This is a genomic window from Ensifer sp. ENS08 (genome assembly GCF_014852195.1).
GTDB classification, from domain to species: Bacteria; Pseudomonadota; Alphaproteobacteria; order Rhizobiales; family Rhizobiaceae; genus Ensifer; species Ensifer adhaerens.
This window is the reverse complement of record NZ_JACVBF010000006.1, coordinates 183,864-206,709: the sequence shown is the minus strand read 5'-3', so window position 1 is coordinate 206,709 and position 22,846 is coordinate 183,864. Positions and strand designations below refer to the sequence as shown.

The 22,846-nt window shown below is 63.9% G+C and carries 22 protein-coding genes; 11 read left to right on the top strand and 11 right to left on the bottom strand.

Annotated features, from left to right (window positions below; genetic code table 11):
* The first annotated feature begins 101 nt into the window (after window positions 1–101).
* Complete coding sequence (locus IB272_RS16310) at window positions 102–563, top strand: NUDIX domain-containing protein (protein ID WP_060581792.1); 462 nt, start codon at window positions 102–104, stop codon at window positions 561–563.
* Here the strand turns inward: IB272_RS16310 and IB272_RS16305 are convergent.
* Window positions 560–1,363, bottom strand: a complete 804-nt coding sequence (locus IB272_RS16305; RefSeq protein ID WP_060581683.1) for a DUF1045 domain-containing protein — start codon at window positions 1,361–1,363, stop codon at window positions 560–562. The genes IB272_RS16310 and IB272_RS16305 overlap by 4 nt on opposite strands.
* A 225-nt stretch (window positions 1,364–1,588) precedes the next feature.
* Between IB272_RS16305 and IB272_RS16300 the strand changes: the two genes are divergently transcribed.
* A complete protein-coding gene (locus IB272_RS16300) occupies window positions 1,589–1,978 on the top strand; it encodes a PRC-barrel domain-containing protein (protein ID WP_192444564.1) in 390 nt (129 codons plus the stop codon).
* A gap of 58 nt (window positions 1,979–2,036) precedes the next feature.
* Here IB272_RS16300 and IB272_RS16295 read toward each other — a convergent pair whose 3' ends face one another.
* The gene (locus tag IB272_RS16295) at window positions 2,037–3,179 is read right to left on the bottom strand and encodes an FAD-binding oxidoreductase (RefSeq protein WP_060581681.1); all 1,143 of its coding nucleotides are present in this window, start codon (window positions 3,177–3,179) and stop codon (window positions 2,037–2,039) included.
* A 39-nt stretch (window positions 3,180–3,218) separates the two neighbouring features.
* On the opposite strand from IB272_RS16295, the gene mnmD reads away from it, so the two are divergent.
* Complete coding sequence (gene mnmD, locus IB272_RS16290) at window positions 3,219–3,935, top strand: tRNA (5-methylaminomethyl-2-thiouridine)(34)-methyltransferase MnmD (protein ID WP_060581790.1); 717 nt, start codon at window positions 3,219–3,221, stop codon at window positions 3,933–3,935.
* A 166-nt stretch (window positions 3,936–4,101) separates the two neighbouring features.
* Window positions 4,102–5,688: a trimethylamine methyltransferase family protein gene (locus IB272_RS16285; protein WP_060581679.1), complete on the top strand. Its 1,587-nt coding sequence runs from the start codon at window positions 4,102–4,104 to the stop codon at window positions 5,686–5,688.
* A gap of 54 nt (window positions 5,689–5,742) precedes the next feature.
* Here the strand turns inward: IB272_RS16285 and IB272_RS16280 are convergent, their stop codons facing one another.
* Together IB272_RS16280 and IB272_RS16275 are read right to left on the bottom strand one after the other, a co-directional pair.
* Window positions 5,743–6,192, bottom strand: coding sequence for a host attachment protein (locus IB272_RS16280; protein ID WP_060581674.1), 450 nt, complete (start codon window positions 6,190–6,192; stop codon window positions 5,743–5,745).
* Between the two features lie 127 nt (window positions 6,193–6,319).
* Entirely contained in the window at window positions 6,320–6,994 is a 675-nt protein-coding gene (locus tag IB272_RS16275; RefSeq protein WP_034789019.1) for a YafY family protein, read from the bottom strand.
* 143 nt (window positions 6,995–7,137) lie between these two features.
* On the opposite strand from IB272_RS16275, the gene IB272_RS16270 reads away from it, so the two are divergent.
* From IB272_RS16270 to IB272_RS16260, 3 genes are all read left to right on the top strand, one after another.
* Window positions 7,138–7,437: a hypothetical protein gene (locus tag IB272_RS16270; RefSeq protein ID WP_034789021.1), complete on the top strand. Its 300-nt coding sequence runs from the start codon at window positions 7,138–7,140 to the stop codon at window positions 7,435–7,437.
* Window positions 7,438–7,475: 38 nt separating this feature from the next.
* Window positions 7,476–8,576 carry a DNA alkylation repair protein gene (locus IB272_RS16265; RefSeq protein WP_060581673.1) on the top strand — a complete coding sequence of 367 codons (1,101 nt, stop codon included), beginning with the start codon at window positions 7,476–7,478 and terminating at the stop codon, window positions 8,574–8,576.
* Between the two features lie 294 nt (window positions 8,577–8,870).
* Window positions 8,871–10,421: a DEAD/DEAH box helicase gene (locus IB272_RS16260; protein WP_060581788.1), complete on the top strand. Its 1,551-nt coding sequence runs from the start codon at window positions 8,871–8,873 to the stop codon at window positions 10,419–10,421.
* A 147-nt stretch (window positions 10,422–10,568) separates the two neighbouring features.
* Here the strand turns inward: IB272_RS16260 and IB272_RS16255 are convergent, their stop codons facing one another.
* The 3 genes from IB272_RS16255 to IB272_RS16245 all read right to left on the bottom strand — a co-directional run bounded on the left by IB272_RS16255 (window position 10,569) and on the right by IB272_RS16245 (window position 13,034).
* On the bottom strand, window positions 10,569–11,444 hold the full coding sequence (locus IB272_RS16255) for a DMT family transporter (protein ID WP_034803471.1): 876 nt from the start codon (window positions 11,442–11,444) through the stop codon (window positions 10,569–10,571).
* 182 nt (window positions 11,445–11,626) lie between these two features.
* Complete coding sequence (locus IB272_RS16250) at window positions 11,627–12,082, bottom strand: GyrI-like domain-containing protein (RefSeq protein WP_060581671.1); 456 nt, start codon at window positions 12,080–12,082, stop codon at window positions 11,627–11,629.
* A gap of 82 nt (window positions 12,083–12,164) precedes the next feature.
* A complete protein-coding gene (locus tag IB272_RS16245) occupies window positions 12,165–13,034 on the bottom strand; it encodes a LysR family transcriptional regulator (protein WP_034803462.1) in 870 nt (289 codons plus the stop codon).
* A gap of 80 nt (window positions 13,035–13,114) precedes the next feature.
* Between IB272_RS16245 and IB272_RS16240 the strand changes: the two genes are divergently transcribed.
* The 4 genes from IB272_RS16240 to IB272_RS16225 all read left to right on the top strand — a co-directional run bounded on the left by IB272_RS16240 (window position 13,115) and on the right by IB272_RS16225 (window position 17,741).
* Window positions 13,115–14,194 (top strand): YeiH family protein, encoded by a 1,080-nt coding sequence (locus tag IB272_RS16240; RefSeq protein ID WP_089045049.1) that lies wholly within the window; start codon window positions 13,115–13,117, stop codon window positions 14,192–14,194.
* A 234-nt stretch (window positions 14,195–14,428) separates the two neighbouring features.
* On the top strand, window positions 14,429–15,823 hold the full coding sequence (locus tag IB272_RS16235) for a circularly permuted type 2 ATP-grasp protein (protein WP_034803477.1): 1,395 nt from the start codon (window positions 14,429–14,431) through the stop codon (window positions 15,821–15,823).
* A 3-nt stretch (window positions 15,824–15,826) separates the two neighbouring features.
* On the top strand, window positions 15,827–16,765 hold the full coding sequence (locus IB272_RS16230) for an alpha-E domain-containing protein (protein ID WP_034803460.1): 939 nt from the start codon (window positions 15,827–15,829) through the stop codon (window positions 16,763–16,765).
* Window positions 16,766–16,877: 112 nt separating this feature from the next.
* The gene (locus IB272_RS16225; RefSeq protein WP_060581669.1) at window positions 16,878–17,741 is read left to right on the top strand and encodes a transglutaminase family protein; all 864 of its coding nucleotides are present in this window, start codon (window positions 16,878–16,880) and stop codon (window positions 17,739–17,741) included.
* A 52-nt stretch (window positions 17,742–17,793) separates the two neighbouring features.
* Here IB272_RS16225 and IB272_RS16220 read toward each other — a convergent pair whose 3' ends face one another.
* The 4 genes from IB272_RS16220 to IB272_RS16205 all read right to left on the bottom strand — a co-directional run bounded on the left by IB272_RS16220 (window position 17,794) and on the right by IB272_RS16205 (window position 22,841).
* Complete coding sequence (locus IB272_RS16220; protein WP_034803457.1) at window positions 17,794–18,462, bottom strand: hypothetical protein; 669 nt, start codon at window positions 18,460–18,462, stop codon at window positions 17,794–17,796.
* Window positions 18,463–18,693: 231 nt separating this feature from the next.
* Window positions 18,694–19,017, bottom strand: coding sequence for a nuclear transport factor 2 family protein (locus tag IB272_RS16215; protein WP_127889350.1), 324 nt, complete (start codon window positions 19,015–19,017; stop codon window positions 18,694–18,696).
* Between the two features lie 589 nt (window positions 19,018–19,606).
* Window positions 19,607–21,352, bottom strand: coding sequence for an L-arabinonate dehydratase (araD, locus tag IB272_RS16210; RefSeq protein WP_034803454.1), 1,746 nt, complete (start codon window positions 21,350–21,352; stop codon window positions 19,607–19,609).
* A gap of 55 nt (window positions 21,353–21,407) precedes the next feature.
* The gene (locus tag IB272_RS16205; RefSeq protein ID WP_192444563.1) at window positions 21,408–22,841 is read right to left on the bottom strand and encodes an aldehyde dehydrogenase family protein; all 1,434 of its coding nucleotides are present in this window, start codon (window positions 22,839–22,841) and stop codon (window positions 21,408–21,410) included.
* Window positions 22,842–22,846: the final 5 nt, after the last annotated feature.

Sequence of the window (22,846 nt, the reverse complement as noted above, 5' to 3'; positions counted from 1 at the left end):
GCCCTGACGGAAATTACCAGAAAAATTCGGCTGAGCCCGAGGTTGAGAGATTTTTCGAAACAGCGTTGAATGGATCGGCAAGGACAACGGCCCTCATCGAGATGAAATCCTACATTCAAGCGCTCCGCGAAAAAGTCGGTTCCGGCCTGCTTCTCTGCCCGTCAGTGGCGGCCGTCATTGTCGATTCCGATGGCCGGGTCCTCTTGCAGGAGAAAGCAAGTGGCGAAGGCTGGAGCCTGCCGGCCGGCGCGATCGAGCCGGGCGAGACGCCTGTCGATGCGGTCATCCGCGAGGTCATGGAGGAAACCGGCTATCCGGTCTCGGTCGAGCGGATACTGGGCGTCTTCGGCGGAGAAGCGTTTCGCTACACCTACCCGAACGGCGACCACGTCGAATATGTGGTTACCCTCTATCGATGCCGGATCGTCGGTTCCCAGCAGCCGATCACCGATGGCGAAACGAAGTCGCTGCGCTACTTCGCGCCGGCGGACATGCCGGATCTCGGCCTGCCCTATCCGAAAGCGCTGCTCTTTGCAGCTTCGCCCGCGTCCGTTTCCGGTTAGCGCTGCGCCATCAGCGCAGCGACGATCAGCGGCAGCGGCCGGACCGCGCCTTGCGGCGCCAGCGACGGATCGGCGGCGGCCCGCTTCGCCCGCTCTGCGCGCGTGTTCGTCGAGATCTTGCCGAGCGGGTGCTGTGAATGCACCCGCATGGGTGCGCCCGTCTCCTGCTCGACAAACAGCGCAAGGCTGCCGATCGAAAGCGGTTTTGATAGGCAGGGCTCGAACAGGTCGCGAAGCGGCGCCTCGACTCGCCGCATCGCGTCTGGCGCAAGCGGACCGGTCAGCATCATGTGGAAACGGTATTCGTCCATCACATGCGGATCGCCCCAACGGTGCAGGTTGGAGAACTGTGGCGCGGTCAGCCGATCCGGATCGGAGCGCTCGATCTCGTCTTCGCTGAGCGGCGCGCGGAAGGCGTCGAACTCCTGGACGACGTTGGCCGCAAGCAGATGCATGGCCGTGCTCGGCACCTGCGGCATCAGCCCGAAGCATCGGCCGATGCGGGCGACCTCCAGGCGATCGATTTCGAACGGAGTCTGGGCGCCGGCAAAATGCATCAGCGCCTTCAGAAGCTTCGGTTCCGTCATGTCCGGATGCAGGCGGAACGGCGACATCATCACTGCATGAAAGCCGAAGCGTCGCGGAACCGCCGTGTGATAGGCGACATCCGCGGCGCTCAAGCCCGCGACCGAAGGCAATTCGGCAGGTTCCCCGGAATAGACATTGCGCCCCAGCCAGCTTGCAGCGGTCGCGGAAAGCGGGTCGGCCATCGGCGGCGTAAAACAAATGGCATAGCGCATCGGCTGGCTCCGGGTATCCGTCAGCGCAGGATGAGCAATAGCTGCGGTTTTCCGCCCTCACCCCGACTTGTCCAATGGCCGCGTCTTAGGTGATTTGCGTGACAGATTGACGAAGTCGGCCGGGGATGCGCGCGGCAGCGGTACGAACGTCACCCCTCGTTTTTCGGAACCATCCGGCCCATCACCCGTTCCTAAAAGGTAGGAAAACAAGGATGGAGAAGAAGCGTGACCTATCACAATGCGAACCTTCAGGACGCCCGGATCAAGGAGACCCACGACCTGATCGCAAGCGACAAGGTTGAAGGCACGAGGGTCTATGGCCCCGACGACAAACACATCGGCTCGATCGAGCGCGTGATCATCGAGAAGCGCAGCGGGCGCGTCGCCTATGCGGTGCTCGGCTTCGGCGGTTTTCTCGGCCTCGGCGAAGACCACTATCCATTGCCTTGGGCAAAGCTGACCTATGACGAGAAGCTCGGCGGCTATCGCACTGATGTGACTCGCGATCAGGTCGAAAACGCGCCGAAATATCACGGCACCGAAGAATACGACTGGAACGCGGAAAACGGACGCCGTGTCTACGGTTACTACGGCGTGCCGCCCTACTGGATGTAATGCCTGACTTTCGATCTTTCGGGTCCCGCCTCGGGCGGGGCCCTTCGCATGTCCGGCCCTAAAGACGTTTCTCGCGAAGTGCGGCTATGTGATTCCGACAGAAGAAAGAATCGGGAATATCGATCGCCGGAGAACCGGCGATCTCTTCGACGACGAAACGCGCCAGGCGGTGGGCGATGCCGAAGCTCACCTTGAACCCGCCGGTCAGGACCGAGACGTTCGGATGGTCCGGATGTCGGCCTGCCATCGGCTCGCGCCCCGTCGCTTTCGGGCGCAACCCTGCCCATCGCTCCACCACCTCGGCACCCGCCAGGCGCGGCGCGAGCGCTACGGCGCGCCGAAGCAGCTCATCCAGCTGCTCGTCCGTCGACAGGGGATCGGCAAAACTGTTTTCGCTGGTGCTGCCGACCGCCACACGTCCGTCGTCATGCGCGATGATGTAAACGCCGTCGGCAAAGATCACCGGAAGCGCCGGATCGATCTCCGCCCGCAGCAGTGCCGCCTGCCCCTTGACAGCCGTGCCGCTCGTTTCCGCCAGCGGCACCGACACGTCGTCGATCAGTTGAAAACTGCCGACGCCGGCCGCGATGATGCAATGCTCGAAATCGATCCGGGTGCCATCGTCGAGTTCGACCCGGCCGCGTTCCGGCTCGATCCGGCGCACGCCCCTGCCCTCGTCTAAATAGGCGTTCGGTGCCTGCAGGAGCGCTGTGCGGAGCGCAGCAAGCATGCGACGCGGCGAAACCCGTGCGGCGAGCGTGTCGAAGACCATGCCATGCGCCGCCGCGGCAGCACCCGGCCAGCCCTCAGGCCCGTCGTCCTTCACGTGCCAGTGGAACTGCCTGTCGGCCGCGCGCCAATGGCTCCGTGCATCCTGCTCGTGCCGGAGGGCGATATCGCGCAGGTGAGGCCTGGCAAGCGGGATCAAACGACCTGTCCGCCGATAGCCGGTCGAAAGGCCTGTCTCCGCCTCGAGCGCCGCGATCTCTTCCTCGAGCGTCACAAGCGCGTCGAATTGGAACTGCTTCTTATCGTTCCAGCGATCCGGCATATGCGGCATGAGCGCGCCCAAAAGGCCACCGCTGGCGCCTGCACCGATCGCTTGTTGCTCGACGACCCGCACGGTCATGCCCCTGCGCGTGGCGCAAATGGCGGCCCACAGCCCCATGATGCCGCCGCCGACGACCAAAAGCTCGCTCATCGATTGACCTTCTCCGGCCGGCGGATTATCGCCTTGGCCATGACAGGATCCGCAGACCCGATCGAGCCCCCGGCGCACCAGAACCTTGATTGGCACGAGGGCGATATGCCCTATTCCCGGGAGTTTGGCGATCACTTTTATTGCCGCACCGACGGGCGGCTGGAGTGCGGCCACGTCTTCCTGTCGGGCAACGGCCTGCCCGATCGTTGGGTCGGTGCGGGCACCTTCCGCATCGGCGAACTCGGCTTCGGTACCGGGCTCAATTTCTGCGAGACGTGGCGCCAGTGGAAGATGACCGCGGCCGCTGGCGACCAGTTGCAGTTCGTGTCCTTCGAACGCTTTCCGATGGCGGCCGAAGAGATTTCGCGCGCCCTCAGCCATTGGCCGGAGATCGACACGGAGCGCCGGGCGCTGGCCTCGCGCTGGCCGGCCGAGCCTGATGGTGATGTCCAGATCGACTTTGGTGACGGCGTCAGCCTCACGGTCGTCTGCGGCGCGGCACTCGGCGGCGTCGCCCGCGCGGAAGACCCGTTCGAAGCCTGGTATCTCGACGGCTTCGCGCCGTCGCGCAATCCCGACATGTGGTCGGTGGACCTGATGCGGCTGGTCTTCGAAAAGACCACGCCCGGCGGCAGCTTCGCCACCTATGCCGCCGCCGGTTTCGTCCGACGCAATTTGCAGGCCGCAGGCTTTGCCGTCGAGAAGCGCAAGGGTTTTGCCGGCAAACGCGAGATGCTGCGGGGCGACCGAGCCTAGCGCTGGTCGCGATTGCGGCCTGCCTTGAACGGTTGCGCCACCCGACTGCAGAAATGCGTCAGCGCAAGCGTTTTACTCCACAAGAGAACTGAACTGTCGCAAATGGCGGGCCATCGCCGTCTCGAATCTGCGACACACTCCCCATCGGCAACACGGTGGGTCTTTCATGAACGACGATCAGTTTCCCGATGCAGCAACCGGCGACGCAGCCTCGACCCCGCTGGAGCGCCGACGCCGCCCGGGCGGGCGCAGCGCCGAGCGTGTGCGCAAGTCTCCCGGCGGGAAATACCTCAATCTTGTCAATACGCTGGCGAAATCCACCGTACTTTCGGATGATGCACTTGAATCTGTGCATGAGGCATCGCTGACGATCCTCGAAGAGATCGGCATGGACGTTATCCTGCCGGAGGCGCGCGAGCGGATGAAGGCGGCTGGCGCCGACGTGACGCCCGGCACCGACCGGGTGCGCTTCGACCGCGGCCTGATCATGGACATGATCGCCTCTGTTCCTCCGGCCTTCACCATGCACGCCCGCAACCCGGCCCGCAATGTCGCGATCGGCGGCAACAATCTCGTCTTCGCCCAGATCGCCAGCGCGCCGTTCGTCGCAGACCGGGACGGCGGCCGCCGCACCGGCAACCAGGAAGACTACCGAAAGCTGGTGAAGCTCGCGCAGTCCTATGACATCGTCCACACGACCGGCGGCTATCCGGTCGAGCCGGTCGACATCCATGCCTCGGTGCGCCACCTCGATTGTCTCTCCGACATGGTGAAGCTCACCGACAAGGTGTTCCACGTCTATTCGCTGGGCAAGCAGCGCAACACCGACGGCATCGAGATCGCCCGCATCGGCCGTGGCATCACGATGGAGCAGATGGAGCGCGAGCCGTCGCTCTTCACCATCATCAACACCTCCTCGCCGCTCCGGCTCGACGGGCCGATGCTGCAGGGCATCATCGAGATGTCCTCGCGCAACCAAGTGGTGGTCGTCACGCCCTTCACGCTCGCCGGCGCCATGGCGCCGGTGACGATCGCCGGTGCGCTCGTCCAGCAGAACGCCGAAGCGCTCTGCGGCATCGCCTTCACCCAGATGGTCAGGCGCGGCGCACCTGTGATGTATGGCGGCTTCACCTCCAACGTCGACATGAAGACCGGAGCGCCCGCCTTCGGCACGCCGGAATACATGAAGGCGGTGGTCGCCGGGGGCCAGCTCGCCCGCCGCTACAACATCCCCTACCGCACCTCGAACACCAACGCCGCCAATACGCTGGACGCTCAAGCGGCCTACGAATCCGCCATGTCGCTCTGGGCGCTGACGCAAGGGGGCGGCAATTTCGTCATGCATGCCGCCGGCTGGACCGAAGGTGGGCTTACGGCCTCCTTCGAGAAGTTCATTCTCGACGTCGACATGTTGCAGATGGTGGCAGAATACCTGACCCCGCTCGATGTCAGCGAAGATGCGCTGGGCCTCGATGCCGTGCGCGACGTCGGCCCGGGCGGCCATTACTTCGGCACGCTGCACACGCTGCAGCGCTACGAGACCGCCTTCTATTCACCGATCCTGTCGGACTGGCGCAACTTCGAGACCTGGACCGAAGCCGGGCGGCCGACGACATACGATCACGCCAACCGGATCTTCAAACAGAAGCTGAACGAATACGAGCGCCCGCCCCTCGATCCGGCGATCGAGGAGGAACTCGATGCCTTTGTCGCCAAGCGCAAGGCCGAGGGCGGCGTCCCCACCGACTTCTGACGGGACGCCTTGGGTAAACCGGAAAGCGTTACGAAGTCCGGCTGCGGCCGAGCCTTAAGGAAACACCGCGGCCCGTGCCGTTGCGATCAGTTGCTCGGTGGTTGCAGCCACGCAGTTGCGGTCGATCTCGGCGACTGTCCGCTCGCGGACATGGGCGGAAAGCTGCTTGCGGAGATCGCCAAGCGTCCGGGGTGCTGCGCAAATCACCAGGCTGTCGAAGGCATGGTTGGCGGCGTAGCTCTCCAGCCTTCCGGCCACGTCCGCAACAAAGCGCTGCTGCTCCTCGCGAACGGGATGGCTCTTGTATTCCATGGCCGAGCGGCCGTGTCCGACGGACGAATGCGACCGGCCCGGCTTGTCGGCCATGATGTCCTGAACGCGCTTCGGTTCGGTGTGAAAGGTCTCCTCCTCCGGCCGCTGGCGCTCTCCCTTCAACAGGTTCACGCCCTTGACGATGCGCGCGGTGTTGCCATCCGCGGCCAGTATCCAAGTCCGGTTCTGCACGATTGTCTCCCAGTGAAAGGTGTGGATCGCGAAGGGTCATGAAGACCCTGTAAAGGAAACGAACGAGCGGCGATCCGGTTCCATCGGAAGGTGGCGATGATGCTGATTATTTGGCCGGATGCGCCGGTCACATCCGCGCGATATAGGCTTCGAAGCTGCGTTCCGGCGTCACCTCGTAACGCTCGCGCTGGACACGAAGCGTGCTGATCCTGTCGACCCGGAAATCGCGGAAATCCGACCTCAGTTCGCACCAGCCCGTCAGCAGCCAGAAGTGGCCGAAGACGCTGAGGCCGAGCGGCCAGATGGTGCGCTCGGAATGTTCGTCCTTGAGGCTGTCATAGGCCAGGCGAAGCTTGCGGCGACCGGCGATCGCCAGGCGGATCTCGCCGAGCAGCGCCGGCGGTTCCGGCTGGAGCGAAGAGCGGAAGGCGCGAAGGGGCGCGGCTGTCAGCCGCTGCCGATGTTCGGGCGGCAGACCATGGGCGATCTTCTCCATCGCCTCGCGCGCCGCCTGGGCGAGCCTGCCGTCGCCGAGCATCTGCACGGCGCGGGCGCCGAAAGCGAGCGCTTCGAGCTGCTCGAAGGTAAAGGCAAGCGGCGGCGCATCGAACGCACCGCGCAGGAGATAGCCGACACCGCGTTCGCCGTCGATCGGCGCGCCGGAGGCGATCAGGTGCTCCATGTCGCGATAGATGGTGCGCTGGGCGACCTCCATCTTCTCGGCGATCTCGCGCGCCGTCATCACCCGGCCGCTCGCGCGCAGGAGCTGGATGATGCGAAACAGCCGGTCGGCGGGTCTCATGCCTGGCCTCCCCGCGGCAAGACTTCGTTCAAAAGGGCTACCGCGCGCCTCGCGTCTCCACAAGCACGGCACCGTCGATAATGGCCATAAGGCTGTCAGTTGCCCTGTGTTAAATCAAGCGACAACTCACAGGGAGCCTCATCATGACCAGCGATCACATCCTTGAACTCGCCGTCTGCATCGTCACCGACAGGCCGGCGGCCACAGCCACGCGCCAGCGAGCGATGCAGGCCGTTTCCCGCTATCCGGGCTTCGTCTCCTGGCGTGCGGTCGATTCCTGCGAGACCTCGGGCATGTTCGCAGACCTGGTCGAATGGGAGACACTGGAGGCTGCGCAATCGGCCGGAGAGCGCGTCCGGGTCGATCCGGAGTTCGCACCTTACGCAGCGACGATCAGCGCGGTAATGCTCGTGCAGCATTTTAGCGGCGGCCAGAGGATCTGACCGGCCCGGAATTGGACGAGCAAAGGACTGCCTGAGCGATGGCCGAACCACTGAAGAATCTGCTGCACCCCGGTGTCGTCATCGCCATCGCCGATGCGCTCGAACGCAACGCCGCCGGTTTCGACCGCAAGAGGTTCGTGGCGCTTGCGGGTGACGGGCTGGAGGCGCTGGAGCTGATGCAGCGCTCGCTGCAGATCCGCGACGCGCTGGTCGAGACGCTGCCGAAGGCGTTTCCGGAGGCGGCCGCCAACCTCCACGCCTGCCTTCCTCGCGACGGCGCCGACGGCATCAGCGGCTGGTCGCTCCTGCCCTTCAGCCAGTACGTCGCCTTGCGCGGCCTCGACGACTTCGACCTTTCGCTGTCGCTGCTGCGGGCGCTGACGCCGCATTTCACAGCCGAGTTCGGCATCCGCATCTTCATCGATCGCGACCAGGAGCGCGCCCTCGCGACGATCCGGGACTGGACGAAGGATCCCAACCATCACGTCCGGCGACTGGCGAGCGAAGGCACCCGCCCGCGCCTGCCCTGGGCGATGCGACTGCCGCAGCTCATCCGCGATCCGCAGCCGATCCTGCCGATCCTGATCGCGCTTCTCGACGACCCCGAGGAGTATGTGCGCCGCTCGGTTGCCAACAGCCTCAACGACATCGCCAAGGACCATTCGGATCTGGTGGCTGCTTTCGTCGCCGAACATATCGGCGACGCATCGCCGGAGCGCCGCCAGCTTCTGCGCCACGCCTCGCGCACGCTGCTGAAGCAGGGGCACACGGACGCGCTCGGCAATTTCGGTTTCGCTCCCCCGGCCCGCATCAATGCGCGCTTTTCGCTCGATCGTTCGGACATCGTGCTTGGCGAAAGCCTCGGCCTGCGCCTCGCCGTCAGCCATGACGCCGAGACGAGCCAGAAGGTGATGATCGACTACGCCGTGCACCATCGCAAGGCAAACGGTGCGACCTCGCCGAAAGTCTTCAAGTGGACATCCGCGACGCTTGTCCCCGGCGGCTCGATCGAGATCGAGAAACGCCATGCGATCCGGCCCATTACCACCCGTCGCTATTACCCGGGCGCGCATCGCATCGTCATCCTCGTCAACGGCCAGGAAGCGGCAGAAGCGGGCTTCGATCTCGCGCTTGAGTAGATCTCATTTCGCACCTGCGAAAAGATGGACCTTGACTTTTTCGTCCAAACCAACGACATGGTGCCCAGCGTCACCTTCCGGCCGCCGCGTGAGCGCGCCCTCGGCAGACATCGAAAGCCGAGAAGAAGGATAGCGCACATATCACCGCGATAGGCGGTACAGCACAGGCGCTTGACGACTTAATTCAACCCACAAGTTCCCAATTCACGCGGGGTTCTTGACGCCGAACGACACCGGAACAGCAACAATGCGGTTCCGGCGAATGCGTTTGGCGCCCCCAAAAGGTATATGCATTTGTCCACCTTTAAAGATCTCGGCCTCTCCGAGCACATTCTGGAAACCCTGACTGCCAACGGCTTCGAAAAGCCGACCCCGATCCAGGCTCAGGCGATCCCGCTGGTGCTGAAGGGCAACGATCTCATCGGTCTCGCCCAGACCGGCACCGGCAAGACGGCCGCCTTCGGCCTGCCGATGATCGAGAAGCTCGTTGCCGAAGGCAAGCGCCCCGATCCGCGCAACATTCGCGCCCTGGTTCTGGCGCCGACCCGCGAACTGGTCAACCAGATCGCCGCCAACCTCAAGCTGTTCGTCAAGAAGTCACCGCTGAAGATCGGCGTTGTCGTTGGCGGCGTCTCGATCAACAAGCAGACCGAACAGCTCGCCCGCGGTGTCGACATCCTGGTCGCAACCCCCGGCCGCCTGCTCGACCTCGTTGCCCGCAAGGCCGTGACGCTGACGCAGGGCCGCTACCTGGTGCTCGACGAAGCCGACCAGATGCTCGACCTCGGCTTCATCCACGACCTGCGCAAGATCTCCAAGCTGGTGCCGAAGAACCGCCAGACGCTGCTCTTCTCGGCCACCATGCCGAAGCAGATCGCCGAGCTTGCTGGCGAGTACCTGACCAACCCGGTCAAGGTCGAAGTCACGCCTCCGGGCAAAGCTGCCGACAAGGTCGAACAGTATGTTCACTTCGTTCCCGGCAAGGACCTGAAGACGACCATCCTGAAGAAGACGCTGACAGACAACCCGGACGGCCTGTCGCTGATCTTCAGCCGCACCAAGCATGGCGCCGAGAAGCTGATGAAGCATCTCGACCACGTCGGCTTCAAGGCCGCCTCGATCCACGGCAACAAGAGCCAGGGCCAGCGCGAGCGCGCGCTCAAGGCCTTCCGTGACGGCGAGATCCGCGTGCTGGTCGCGACCGACGTCGCCGCCCGCGGCATCGACATCCCCGGCGTTACTCACGTCTACAACTACGACCTGCCGGAAGTGCCGGATGCCTATGTTCACCGCATCGGCCGCACCGCGCGCGCCGGCCGCGACGGCATCGCCATCGCCTTCTGCGCGCCGGACGAAATCCGCCTGCTGCGCGACATCGAGAAGCTGATGGGCATCAACATTGCCGTTGCCAGCGGCGAGGCTCCCGCCGACCAGGCGCGTCCGGCCAAGGGCCGCGGCGGCCGAGGCAACAACGGCGCCGGCCACCGCAAGGGCAATGGCGGCGGTCACCACCAGAACGGCGGCCGTCCGCCGCGCCGTGAGCGTCCGGCCGGCGAGCCGGTTGCTGCGACCAGCGGCTTCACCGGCGACGACCTTTTGCGCGACGAGCGTCGCCCGCAGCGCCAGGAGCGCCGTGATCACGGCCATCCGCAGACCGACGGCCGTGGCGAAGGCAACCGCAACCACGAAGGCAAGAAGCACCACGGACGTCCCGGCCAGAAGCAGGGCGAACGTCGTGACCGCAACCATGGCGGCCGCAACGAAAACCGTGGTGGTGGCGAGCGTCGCGAAGGCGGCCAGGGCCAGCGTCGGGGCAATGGCGGCAATCGCGGCCACCAGGGCTGACCGAGGCGCTGCGCGTCAACCGGGCGCGCAAAAGCCAGCGTAGAATTTTGAAATGTGAACGGCGGGTTGCTTCGGCCCGCCGTTTTAGTTTTGGGCCATGCGCATGTCGCTATTGCAAAACCGCTTCACACTCTCGCGCGTCGTGCTTCACGCCTGCTTGCGGTTGGTGAGATAGACGCCAGCAACAGCAATGATGGTGCCGATGACCATCGGCAGCGTCAGCGCTTCGCCGAAGAAGAGCCACGCCTGCACGGCGGCAAGCGGCGGCACGAGATAGATCAGCGACGCTGCGCGCGACACCTGCCCTCGACGGATCAGATAAAGCAGCAGCGCGATCGCGCCCATCGAGAGCCCGAGAACCGACCAGGCAAGTGCCAGAACCACCTGGAGGTTCCAGGTGACGTGCAGGTCTTCGAGCATCAGCGCCAGCGGGATCGTCACGATCAGCGCGCCGAGATATTGCAGCGCTGCGATGGTGCGGATGTCACCGCTCTGCAGATGGCGCTTCTGGTAGAGCGTGCCATAGGTGACGGCGCCCATGCCGAGCACGTTGATGATCACAGGCAGAAAGTGGATCGGCGTCGCCCCCGTGTCGATCGCCAGCACCTTCGGCAGGACGGCAAGCGCAATGCCGAAGAAGCCGAGCACCAGCCCGAGCTTCTGCTGCGTGCTCAGCCTCTCGTCGATGACGAAGGCCGCGGCGACCGCGGTCATCAGCGGCTGCAGGCCGGCGATGATGCCGGAAATGCCGGCCGGCACGCCCTCGCCGATCGCCCACCAGACCGACCCGAGATAGAGCCCGTGCAGGAACATGCCGGACACGATCGCATGACCGGCCATTTTCCAGGACTTCGGCCATCGTGCGCCGGTGACGACGCAGAACAGGATGAAGAGCGCGATCGCCAGCGTGTAGCGCAACACGAGAAAGGTCAGCGGATCTGCGTAGACCGCAGCATATTTCGCCACCACCCAGCCGGTGGACCAGAGCAGAACGAAGATGGCGGGAGCCAGACGGGCGAGCATGGTGAGCCTATCGGAATGACGGCGGCAGGTGGAAGCAATGAACCGCCCTCGCTGAAGCGCGTCGGGCTGTTGTAACGCTTTGATCTGCCGCTGATTTCGCGCTCAAATCCCTCCGATTTAAGCACTCATGCAAGTATCCGCGCCGGTATCGATGGTCAAAGCAATTTTTCTGATGGGAAGCATCAGCCAATCGGAACCATCAGCCTGAGCGAGGATAGCGACAGCGAGACGAAACCGGGATCGTACTCCTCGCGATAGTGCAGCGGGGCGGTATCGACCGCGTGGCCTTCGGCCGCGATCCAGTCGAACATTCTCTGGTAATGGGCAAAGACGTCGCCACTATCAGGGTGATGCAGGGCCGTGACGAAGCGCATGGCCGGCAGGTCGACAAAGCCTGGGTGCACGGTCGTCTCTGCCTTGTCGGAAACATAGCCGACGAGATAGCGGAATCCATCCGGGCGATCGTTCCAGGAGATGCCGACCAAGGCTGCATGATCGCCTGGATGCAGATGCTGGTGATGCCCCTGCATTTCGGCGATCAGCCGGCGAACGGCACCATCGGCCGCCTCGCCGAAGGTGCCCTCCCAGAACGATCCGGAAATGCGCTGTGCGGGTCTCTCGACAATTTCGAACACCATGGTCGCCTCTTAAAAAAGAGATCCTGCAGCGATTGCCAGGGGTCTCCCGCATGGCAAGCCCTGGAGCAAAACGGAATTTGCCTCAAAGCAGTTCCACGAAGGCCCGCGCCGCGTGGCTGAACTGCCTCTCGCGGTGGGTCAAAAGCTCGAAGCTGCGCTCAGCCAGTTCGAACGGCAGTTCCACGAGCCGGCCGCTATCGACGAAAGGTTGTGCTGCGAGCCGGGAAACGGCCGTGACGAAAGGACCGCTTTCGACCGCCGTCAGCACCGCCTCGTTCGAGGGCAGCTCAAGCTCGATCCTGAGCCGATCGACGTCTGCTCCATGATCATTCATCGATTGCAGGAACATTGCCCGCGTGCCGGAGCCTTCCTCGCGCAGCACCCAGCGCGCAGAAAGCAGCATTTCCAGATTGACGGCAGCCCCAACGAACGCGTGCAAGGGCGCGGCATAGACGGCGATGCGATCGACGGCGACGCGGCGATGGTCGAGCTTGGCGCCATCCACGCGCCCCTCGACGAAGCCGAGCTGCGCCGTGCCCTCTTCCACCGCCTCGGCGACGACGGCCGTGTTGCGCACGGTGAGCTTCACATCGACCTGGGGATAGTCGTGGGTGAAGCGGGCAAGGCGCGACGGCAGCCAATAGCTCGCGACCGTCTGGCTGGCAGCGATCGACAGTTCGCCGCGGCGAAGCTCCGAGAGATCGCGCAGGCAGGCAGTGGCGGCGAGCGCCCGGGCGAGCACCGCCTTTGCCTCCGGCAGGAAGATCTTGCCGGCATCGGTCAGCGTCAGGCCGCGGCCGACGCGATCGAACAATCTGATGTCGTGCTGGGTTTCGAGCGCCGCGATGGCCGCGCTTGCGGCCGACTGCGTGACGTTCATCGCCTCGGCGGCTTTGGTCATGTGCAGCCGCTCGGCGACCGCGACGAAGATTTTAAGCTGATCGAGTGTCATGGAAGATCAATCGCAAAAATCGATCAGAATGACAAGAATAATCCGTTAGACTGATTCATGGATGAGCGTAGGTTGCGCCCATGTTCAGATCGCATTCCCCATTTCGCTCCCAATTTTCCTCAGTCGCCTCCCGCCTGACGTGCATTCTTCCGGGCCTTTTCCTCTGCTGTCTCGTCGCACTTGCGGCCATCGGTCTGGAATGGATCGAGCGGCGCTGGACCGGCCGCGCCTGGCTGGAAGCGCTCGTTCTCGCGATCCTTCTCGGCGCTATCGTCCGCACCCTCTGGACGCCCGGCCCCCGCTTCCTCTCCGGCATCCACTTCTCGGCGAAAGTCCTGCTGGAGACAGCGATCGTGCTGATCGGCGCGATGCTGAGCTTCGACGCGATCGCCGCGAGCGGGCCGACCCTGCTCGTCACCATCGTCGCCATGGTTCTTCTGTCGATTTCCACCGGCTACCTGATTGCGCGCATGCTCGGGCTGCCGAAACGCCTGGCGACCTTGATTGCCTGCGGCAACGCCATCTGCGGCAACTCGGCGATCGCCGCCGTCGCACCGGCCATCGGTGCCCGCGGCGAGGAGGTCGCAGCTGCAATTTCTTTTACCGCCATCCTCGGCATCGCCGTCGTCCTGTCGCTGCCCTTCGTCGGCGGTTGGCTCGGCATGACGCCCCAGGGCTACGGCGTCTTTGCCGGCATGACCGTCTATGCCGTACCCCAGGTCCTGGCCGCGGCCAGCCCCTTCAGCCCGCTCTCGATCCAGGTGGGCACGCTGGTCAAGCTCGTGCGCGTGCTGATGCTCGGCCCCGTCGTCTTCTGCTTCTCGCTAATTGGCAGCCGCGATACCGAGCCGGAATGCAAAGCGCCCGGACAACGGAAGTCGCGCCTCGCCACGATCCTCCATTTCGTTCCCTGGTTCATTCTGGGTTTCCTCGCCGTTGCGATCGCCCGCAACAGCGGCGCAATCTCCGACACACTCGCGACCGACGCCGTGACGGTCTCCACCTGGCTGACGGTCATCGCGATGGCCGCCCTCGGCCTTGAGGTCGACATCCGCGCGCTCGCCCATTGCGGGCCGCGTGCAAGTGCTGCCGCCACATTGTCGCTGCTGGTGCTCTGTGTCCTCGCGGTCCTCGCGATCGTCTGCCTGGGTCTCGGCTAGCTTCGGCGCCCGCGTCCAAATTTAGAGCAAGTGCATATTTCTTGCCCACCCGGTCGCAACCACTTTCTGCGACCGGATGCGGCTGCCCTGTCGTTGGGCAGATTTCCCCGCGAACGGGCGCTTCTGGCGTGGCCAACTTTCTTTTCAGGCGACTGAGCACGCTTCTTGCATTGCAACCAGCCTTGTACTCAAATGGTCAAAAATAAGGGGACCACGCCTTTGGCATTTGACGAAATGATGAATGCGGACAGCAGTCCGCGCCAGCCATATTCGACCTATCATGATTGGTATGCCAGCCAGGACAGAAATCGGCTCATAGCGAAATCCAAGGACGCCGAGAACATCTTCCGGAAAACCGGCATCACCTTCGCGGTCTACGGACACGCAGACAGTTCCGAAAAGCTCATCCCCTTCGATCTCATCCCCCGCATCATCTCCGGCCGCGAATGGCGCAAGCTCGCCCAGGGCATCGAACAGCGGGTCATCGCTCTCAACGCCTTTCTCGACGACATCTACCACAAGCAGGAAATCATCCGCGCCGGCCGCATCCCGCGCGAACTGATCGAGAAGAACGAAGCCTTCCTGCCGCAGATGATCGGTTTCCGCCCGCCGGGCGGCGTCTATACCCACATCGTCGGCACCGACATCGTCAGAACCGGCGAAGACCAGTTCTACGTTCTCGAAGATAACGCGCGTACCCCATCCGGCGTCAGTTACATGCTGGAAAACCGCGAAACGATGATGCAGATGTTCCCGGAACTCTTCCATCAGAACCGCGTGCGCCCGGTCGAGAACTACCCCTACCTGCTGCGGCAGAGCCTTTCGTCGCTCGCACCTCCCGGCTGCAGCGGCAAGCCGCGCGTCGCGGTGCTGACGCCCGGCATCTACAATTCGGCCTACTACGAACACGCGTTCCTCGCCGACCAGATGGGCGTCGAGCTCGTCGAAGGATCGGACCTGCGGGTGATCGACGGCAAGGTGAAGATGCGCACCACCCGCGGCTACGAGGCGATCGACGTGCTCTACCGCCGCGTCGATGACGACTTCCTCGACCCGCTAACCTTCCGACCGGATTCCGCCCTCGGTATTCCCGGCATCATGGACGTGTACCGCGCCGGCAACATCACGATTGCCAACGCGCCCGGCACCGGAATTTCCGACGACAAGGCGATCTATTCCTACATGCCCGAGATCGTCGAGTTCTATACCGGCCGCAAGCCGCTCTTGGAAAACGTCCCGACCTGGCGCTGTTCCGAGCCGCAGAGCCTCAAATACGTGCTCGAGCATCTGGAAGAGCTGGTGGTCAAGGAGGTCCACGGCTCAGGCGGCTACGGCATGCTGGTAGGCCCGACGGCGACCAGGAAAGAACGCGCCGTCTTCGCCGAGAAGCTGAAAGCCCGCCCGACCAATTACATCGCCCAGCCGACGCTTTCCCTTTCCACCGTGCCGATCCTCGTCAACAAGGGCATCGCGCCCCGGCACGTCGACCTTCGCCCCTATGTCCTCGTCTCCGACAAGGTCCAGATCATCCCCGGCGGCCTGACGCGCGTGGCGCTGAAAGCCGGTTCGCTCGTCGTGAACTCCAGCCAGGGTGGCGGGACCAAGGACACCTGGGTGCTGGAGGACTGAGAGATGCTGGGAAGAACTGCAAACGGCCTCTACTGGATGTTCCGCTATATCGAACGCGCCGAAAACAGCGCCCGGCTGATCGATGCCGGCCTGCGCATGGCGCTGACCCGCAGCGAGGCAACGGAGGGCGACTGGGACGGTGTGCTGCAAAGTGCGGGCGTGCGCGAACTTTATGACGAGGTGCACGAAACGCTGACGAGCATCGACGCGATCGACTTCCTGCTGCGCGACCGGGCCAATCCCTCAAGCGTGATGTCCTGCATCGAGGCGGGGCGCCACAATGCCCGCATGGTGCGCACGGCGCTGACGCGCGAAACCTGGGAAGCCACCAACGAGTGCTATCTCGAGATGAGGGCAATGCTGTCGAAGAAGGCGCGCCCGACGGACATGCCGGAGATCATCGACATGATCAAGCGCCGCGCCGGCCTCATCCGGGGCGCCTTCCACGGCACCATGCTTCGAAACGAGATCTTCAATTTCTCGCGCATCGGCACCTTCATCGAACGGGCCGACAACACCGCCCGCATCCTTGACGTGAAGTACTACGTGCTTCTGCCGGCGGTCGCCGCCGTCGGCTCGTCGATGGACAATGTGCAGTGGGAATCGATTCTGCGCTCGGTCTCGGCGCATCGCGCCTATGGCTGGGTCTATGACGCCGAACTTCGCCCCGCCAACATCGCCGACTTCCTGATTTCCAACGGCCGCATGCCGCGCTCGCTTGCCTATTGCTACGAGAAGATCGCCAGCAACCTCGGCTATCTCGAGCGGGAGTATGGCGAACGCCATGCCGCCCACGAGACGGCCGACCGGACGCTTGCGTCGCTGCGCAGCCAGTCGATCAAGGACATCATGGATCAGGGGCTGCATGAGTATCTCGAAGAGTTCATCAGCCACAACAACCGCCTGGGACAGGAAATCTCCGACGGCTACCGATTCTACTAGAGCAGTTCCAGCGAAAGTGTGACGCCGTTTCGCGTTTGGAATGCGTAAAAACAAGGAGATAGAGCGCTTTCACAACTCCGTTGACCGGAAGCGTTCTAGATCGGAGGATGGCATGCACCTGAAGATCAGCCACACGACCGAATATCACTATGACGAGCCCGTGCAGTATGCCCTTCAGCGCTTGCGGCTGACGCCGCTCACCCAGGTGGGCCAGACCGTGCTCGGCTGGGAGACCCTCGTCGATGGCGCTGCGATCGAAGTGAACTACGACGACCACTTCGGCAACCGTGTTCACCTCGTCAGCATCGACGGCGACCGCGAAACGATCCATATCACGGCCTCCGGCGAGGTCCACACGGAGGACCGCGCCGGCGTCTTCGGCCCGCACCAGTCCTATGTGCCGCTGTGGCTCTTTGCACGCGAAACACCGCTTACCAAGGCCGGAAAGCTCATCCGCGAGCTCGCAAAATCCGCCGAAGGTGACACCGCCCTTGCCCGCATGCATGCGCTGATGGAGACGATCCACGAGGCGGTGACGTACAAACCCGGCGAGACCCATGCGGAAACGACGGCCGAGGATGCGCTGGAAAGCGGCCAGGGCGTCTGCCAGGACCATACCCATATCCTGATCGCAGCGGCGCGCTCGCTCGATCTACCGGCGCGCTACATCTCGGGCTACCTGATGATGGAGGGGCACCCCGAACAGACGGCCAGCCACGCCTGGGCCGAGGTGCATCTCAACGGGCTCGGCTGGGTCGGCTTCGATGCAGCCAACAAGATCTGCCCAGATGATCGCTATGTCCGCATCGCCTCCGGCCTCTGCTACCGCGACGCCGCCCCCATCTCCGGGCTGATCCACGGCGAGGCGAAGGAGACGCTGAAGGTGTCGGTCACGGTCGAACAGCAGCAGCAAAGCCAAAACCAAAGCCAGAATCAAAGCCAGGCCCGGGGCCAGAGCCAAAATCAGAGTCAGTAGGGCCTGAGGCGGGGCGGCGAGGACGCCCCGCCGAAGCTGCAGGGTGTTGCAACTACCGCGAGGCGCTCGCCTGCAGGATGCGGCAGAGCGAAACCAGCCCGCTGTCATAACCGCCGCCAACGACATCGCGACAGCGTTTGATCAGCTTGACCCGCTCGCCGACGGGCAGTGCATTGAACGCGGCCATCGAAGCGCCTGGTGAAACCGAGCCTCCCGAACCGCCTCCGGTTCCACCGCCAACGCTGCCGCCACCCCCGGAGCTCCCGCCGCCGGACCCCGTTCCAACTCCCACGCCGAGCCCAAGCCCGACGCCGTTGCCGCCGCCTGCATTGGCCTTGAGACCAGCAGTCAGGCCATTCCGTCCACCGACCGTGGCATTGACCGAAGTGTTGAGCCCTTTTCCGCCGCCAAGGCCGACATCGGCATCCGCGTTGATGCCATTGGCGCCGCCGGCGCTCGCCTGCACATCGGCGTTGACGCCTTGCGCACCGCCGATCGAGGCGTTTGCGTTGGCATTGACGCCGTTTGCGCCGCCGAGCGATGCGTCGACATCGGCCTTAAGGCCGTTCGAGCCACCAAGTCCGACATTGGCGTTCAGCCCGCTCGGGCCACCGACGGACACGCCGACGCCAAGACCGTTCGCACTCTGTGAAAATGCCGGCTGGGACAGCGCCACCGTCGCAAGAAGACCGAGCGACAACGCAAATACATTCCTCCGCATGATCGTCCTCCTAACAAGGTCAGGGTCGGAATGGCCCCGACAAAGGGGATACGTCGCAGGGTTGCTGCCGGTTGCAGCGGATCAGCCGAAAAGCGAGGGTTTTGCCCGGTGTGGATAACACAGGGCGAAGATGCGGCCGAAGGCGTGTCTTTTCGAAACGATGGCCTTGGCACCCAAACAGGATCGCCGCACTGAAAGTGGTGCGGTGATCGTTCTGAGGCTCTTAGCGGATCAAAGGACGTCTGATGAGACGCGCGCCGTTGTAAGGCTGGCCAATGGCCCGAAAAAGCCGATGATGCGCGTAATGCGCGTCGCGTTGGGATCGAGGAATGCGATGTCCAGACCCTCGGGGAAAGATGATCCGTCGGGCATCACAAATCGCCAGGCGAAGCGTGCGATCCCATGATGAACATCCACGTCGCTTGTCCGAGTAATACGCGCGCCCGGGTGCCCAGCCTGAATACCTGCAATGTGCGCGAGCAGTTCTTCTGCACCGGCGGCATGAACCGTCGGGTCCGTGTACGTTGCGCCATCGGCCCAGATCGGCACCAGCAACGCCCGCCTCTGCTCGGCGTCCTCCGACGACCAGGCAGCGCAATACGAATCGATAAGATCTGTTAACGGCACGCTTCTTCACTCCCTTAGATCATAGGTTCCGACACGCTCCGACGGCCAAGCCGAGGCGCATGCTCCTTCTCGCCGCAAGATAGCTGACGGCTGTTCGGCTGCTGCATTTATCCTTCGATCGTCTCCGATCAATGGAGCACTGCCGCGGCCGCCCACCTGCAGGCACGCAACGTCGCGGGAGAAAACTATGACGTCGACGCTGCGAGGCCAATACGCACCGCGCGGTCAGTGGTTACCCAGAGGTAAGGGAAGATGAACAGGCCCGCCGACTAGGGCTGATTGCAGCGATGAAGACGGTCGCGGGTCAGTGCGAGCATAAAAGTTACAGGTCCCGTCCCGCGACGATGCTTGCGGGTGCGCCAAGCCTGCTCAGCTCGCAGCGGCCTCCTCGACGCTGGCACCTGGGACCGTCGCACCGCAATTACGGTGCGACGGCGGCCTTTGCGCGTCTGTTATGACGCAAGCTGTGTTGAGCGCCAAAGACAAGAGCGAACTGTCCGCTCTCGCGCCGACAGCGTCAGTGGCTGTCGCGGTTCATCGGAATTTCCGCGCCGCGCGGACCGACGAGGAAGTCGAGATCCGCGCCCGTGTCGGCCTGCATCACGCTCTTGACGTAGAGGCCGGCATAACCACCCTTGAGCGGCATCACCGGCGACACCCAGGCAGCGCGACGACGGGCCAGTTCTTCGTCGGAGACATCGAGATGGATGGTGCGGGCCGGCACGTCGACGGCGATCATGTCGCCGTTTTGAACCAGTGCCAGCGGGCCGCCATCGGCCGCTTCCGGCGCCGTGTGCAGGATGACCGTACCGTAGGCCGTGCCGGACATGCGCGCATCGGAGATGCGGATCATGTCGGTAATGCCCTTTTTCAGCACCTTCGGGGGCAGGCCCATGTTGCCGACCTCGGCCATGCCCGGGTAACCCTTCGGGCCGCAATATTTCAGCACCATCACGCAGGTCTCGTCGATGTCGAGATCATCGCGATTGATGCGGGCGTGGTAGTCCTCGATGCTCTCGAACACCACCGCCCGGCCCTTGTGCTGCATCAGGTGCGGCGATGCGGCGGACGGCTTCAGCACGCAGCCCTTGGGCGCAAGATTGCCGCGCAGCACCGCGATGCCGCCGGACTTGGTCAGCGCTTTGTCGCGCGGCACGATGACGTCGTCATTGTAGTTGACGACATCCTTGACGTCGTTCCAGATCGTGTCACCGGTGACGGTCACAGCATCCTTGTGAAGGAGGCCCATTTCGCCCACGGCCTTGATCACGACCGGCAGGCCGCCGGCATAATAGAACTCCTCCATCAGGTACTTGCCCGACGGCTGCAGGTTGACGATCGTCGGCACGTCGCGGCCGAGGCGATCCCAATCGTCGAGACTGAGGTCGACACCGACACGGCCGGCAAGCGCCAAGAGGTGCAGCACGGCGTTGGTCGAGCCGCCGACAGCGCCGTTGACGCGAATGGCGTTCTCGAAGGCCTGCTTCGTCAGGATATCCGAAGGCTTCAGATCCTCCTTGACCATGTCGACAATGCGGCGGCCGGAGAGCTGGGAGATCACCCGGCGGCGGGCATCGACGGCAGGGATCGCCGCATTGCCGGGCAGGGTCATGCCGAGCGCTTCGGCCATCGAGGCCATGGTCGAGGCCGTGCCCATGGTCATGCAGCTGCCGGCCGAGCGGGCCATGCCCTGCTCCGCATCCATGAATTCGGCGAGCGACATCTCGCCGGACTTCACCATTTCCGAAAACTGCCAGATCGCCGTGCCCGAGCCGACATCCTTGCCGCGCCACTTGCCGTTCAGCATCGGGCCGCCAGAAACGAGGATGACAGGGATGTCGACGCTGGCAGCCCCCATCAGCAGGCTCGGCGTGGTCTTGTCGCAACCGCCGAGCAGCACGACGCCATCGACCGGATTGCCGCGGATCGCCTCTTCGACGTCCATGGCCGCGAGATTGCGGAACATCATCGCCGTGGGCCGCAGCGTGCTTTCGCCAACGGAAAACACCGGGAATTCGACCGGAAAGCCACCGGCCTCGTAGACGCCGCGCTTCACCCGCTCTGCGAGATCACGCAGATGCGCGTTGCACGGCGTCAGCTCCGACCAGGTGTTACAGATGCCGATGATCGGCCGGCCATCGAAGGTGTCGGCGGGCAGGCCCTGGTTCTTCATCCAGGAGCGGTGCATGATGGCATTCTTGCCGGTACCGCCGAACCAATCCTGCGAACGCAGCTTGCGCGGCCATTCAGCTTTCTTCTTCATCTCTTCCTTCCTTATGCGGCCCGCACCGTTCACGCGGGCCCGATGACGGCGTGCTTCAGGCGAGCGTGTAGGCCGTCTTGACGGTGGTGTAGAACTCGGCGGCGTAGCGCCCCTGCTCGCGCGAGCCGTGGGACGAACCCTTGCGGCCGCCGAAGGGCACGTGGAAATCGACGCCCGCCGTCGGCAGGTTGACCATCACCATGCCGGCCTCGGCATTGCGCTTGAAATGGGTCGCGTGCTTCAGGCTGGTGGTGGCGATGCCCGAGGACAGACCGAAGGGCGTGTCGTTGGCGACCGTGAGCGCTTCGTCGTAGTCCTTGACGCGGATGACGGACGCGACCGGGCCGAAGATCTCTTCCCGAGAAATGCGCATCGCGTTCGTCGCTTCGGTAAACAGCGCCGGCTGCAGGTAGAAGCCGGGCGTGTCGCGCTTCAGAAGCTCGCCGCCGAAGGCAAGCTTTGCGCCTTCCTGTCGGCCGATGGCGATATAGTCGGTGTCCTGGTTGAGCTGGCTCTCATCGACCACCGGACCGATCTGGGTGCCGGCCTTCAAGGCGTCGTCGATCACAAGCCCCTTCATCCGTTCGCCCATGGCCGCCACGAAGCGATCATGAATGCCCTCGGTGACGATGAGCCGGGAAGATGCCGTGCAACGCTGGCCGGTCGAGAAGAAGGCGGAGTTGACCGCCGCCTCGACCGCGACCGCAAGATCGGCGTCGTCAAGCACGACGAACGGGTTCTTGCCGCCCATCTCCAGCTGGTATTTGCGATTGTGTTCAACGGAGGCGAGCGCCACGCGTTTGCCCGTGCCGGTCGAGCCGGTGAAGGTGATGGCGTGAATGTCCGGACTGTCGAGCATCGCCTGGCCGACGACCGAGCCCTTGCCCATGACGAGGTTCAAGACGCCCTTCGGCAGGCCGGCACGGTTAAGAATGTCGACGATCGCCCAGGAACTGCCGGGCACCAGTTCGGCCGGCTTGAAGACGACGGTGTTGCCGTAGCAAAGCGCCGGCGCGATCTTCCAGGCGGGAATGGCGATCGGGAAGTTCCAGGGCGTGATGATGCCGACGACACCGACCGGCTCGCGGGTGATCTCGACGCCGATATTGGGTCTTGCCGACGGCAGCACCTCGCCCGCCAACCGCAGGCACTCGCCGGCGAAGAAGTCGAAGATCTGGCCGGCTCGCACCGTCTCGCCGATGCCTTCGGCCAATGTCTTGCCTTCCTCGCGCGACAAGAGCATTCCGAGTTCGTCCTTGCGCGCAAGGATCTCGTCGGCGGTCTTCCTCAGGATCGCGTGGCGCTCGAGAATACCGGAGCGCGACCAGGCCGGAAACGCCGCCTTGGCGGCAGCGATCGCTGCGCGCGCATCCTCGGCTGACGCGCGGGCGTATTCGCCGACCACGTCGTTGGTATCGGACGGGTTGATGTTGGCAACGCCGTCACCGCCGACCCATTCGCCGGCTATCAGGTTCTGGTGCAAAGTCATGGCCT

What these genes read in the sequence shown, in the direction of transcription:
- IB272_RS16310 (WP_060581792.1), top strand. Translation starts at nt 102, where the DNA reads ATGAAATCCTACATTCAAGCGCTCCGCGAAAAAGTCGGTTCCGGCCTG.
- IB272_RS16265 (WP_060581673.1), top strand. Translation starts at nt 7,476, where the DNA reads ATGGCCGAACCACTGAAGAATCTGCTGCACCCCGGTGTCGTCATCGCC.
- IB272_RS16235 (WP_034803477.1), top strand. Translation starts at nt 14,429, where the DNA reads ATGATGAATGCGGACAGCAGTCCGCGCCAGCCATATTCGACCTATCAT.
- IB272_RS16275 (WP_034789019.1), bottom strand. Translation starts at nt 6,994, where the DNA reads ATGAGACCCGCCGACCGGCTGTTTCGCATCATCCAGCTCCTGCGCGCG.
- IB272_RS16270 (WP_034789021.1), top strand. Translation starts at nt 7,138, where the DNA reads ATGACCAGCGATCACATCCTTGAACTCGCCGTCTGCATCGTCACCGAC.
- IB272_RS16295 (WP_060581681.1), bottom strand. Translation starts at nt 3,179, where the DNA reads ATGAGCGAGCTTTTGGTCGTCGGCGGCGGCATCATGGGGCTGTGGGCC.
- IB272_RS16250 (WP_060581671.1), bottom strand. Translation starts at nt 12,082, where the DNA reads ATGGTGTTCGAAATTGTCGAGAGACCCGCACAGCGCATTTCCGGATCG.
- IB272_RS16230 (WP_034803460.1), top strand. Translation starts at nt 15,827, where the DNA reads ATGCTGGGAAGAACTGCAAACGGCCTCTACTGGATGTTCCGCTATATC.
- mnmD (WP_060581790.1), top strand. Translation starts at nt 3,219, where the DNA reads ATGACAGGATCCGCAGACCCGATCGAGCCCCCGGCGCACCAGAACCTT.
- IB272_RS16255 (WP_034803471.1), bottom strand. Translation starts at nt 11,444, where the DNA reads ATGCTCGCCCGTCTGGCTCCCGCCATCTTCGTTCTGCTCTGGTCCACC.
- araD (WP_034803454.1), bottom strand. Translation starts at nt 21,352, where the DNA reads ATGAAGAAGAAAGCTGAATGGCCGCGCAAGCTGCGTTCGCAGGATTGG.
- IB272_RS16305 (WP_060581683.1), bottom strand. Translation starts at nt 1,363, where the DNA reads ATGCGCTATGCCATTTGTTTTACGCCGCCGATGGCCGACCCGCTTTCC.
- IB272_RS16220 (WP_034803457.1), bottom strand. Translation starts at nt 18,462, where the DNA reads ATGCGGAGGAATGTATTTGCGTTGTCGCTCGGTCTTCTTGCGACGGTG.
- IB272_RS16205 (WP_192444563.1), bottom strand. Translation starts at nt 22,841, where the DNA reads ATGACTTTGCACCAGAACCTGATAGCCGGCGAATGGGTCGGCGGTGAC.
- IB272_RS16285 (WP_060581679.1), top strand. Translation starts at nt 4,102, where the DNA reads ATGAACGACGATCAGTTTCCCGATGCAGCAACCGGCGACGCAGCCTCG.
- IB272_RS16240 (WP_089045049.1), top strand. Translation starts at nt 13,115, where the DNA reads ATGTTCAGATCGCATTCCCCATTTCGCTCCCAATTTTCCTCAGTCGCC.
- IB272_RS16245 (WP_034803462.1), bottom strand. Translation starts at nt 13,034, where the DNA reads ATGACACTCGATCAGCTTAAAATCTTCGTCGCGGTCGCCGAGCGGCTG.
- IB272_RS16225 (WP_060581669.1), top strand. Translation starts at nt 16,878, where the DNA reads ATGCACCTGAAGATCAGCCACACGACCGAATATCACTATGACGAGCCC.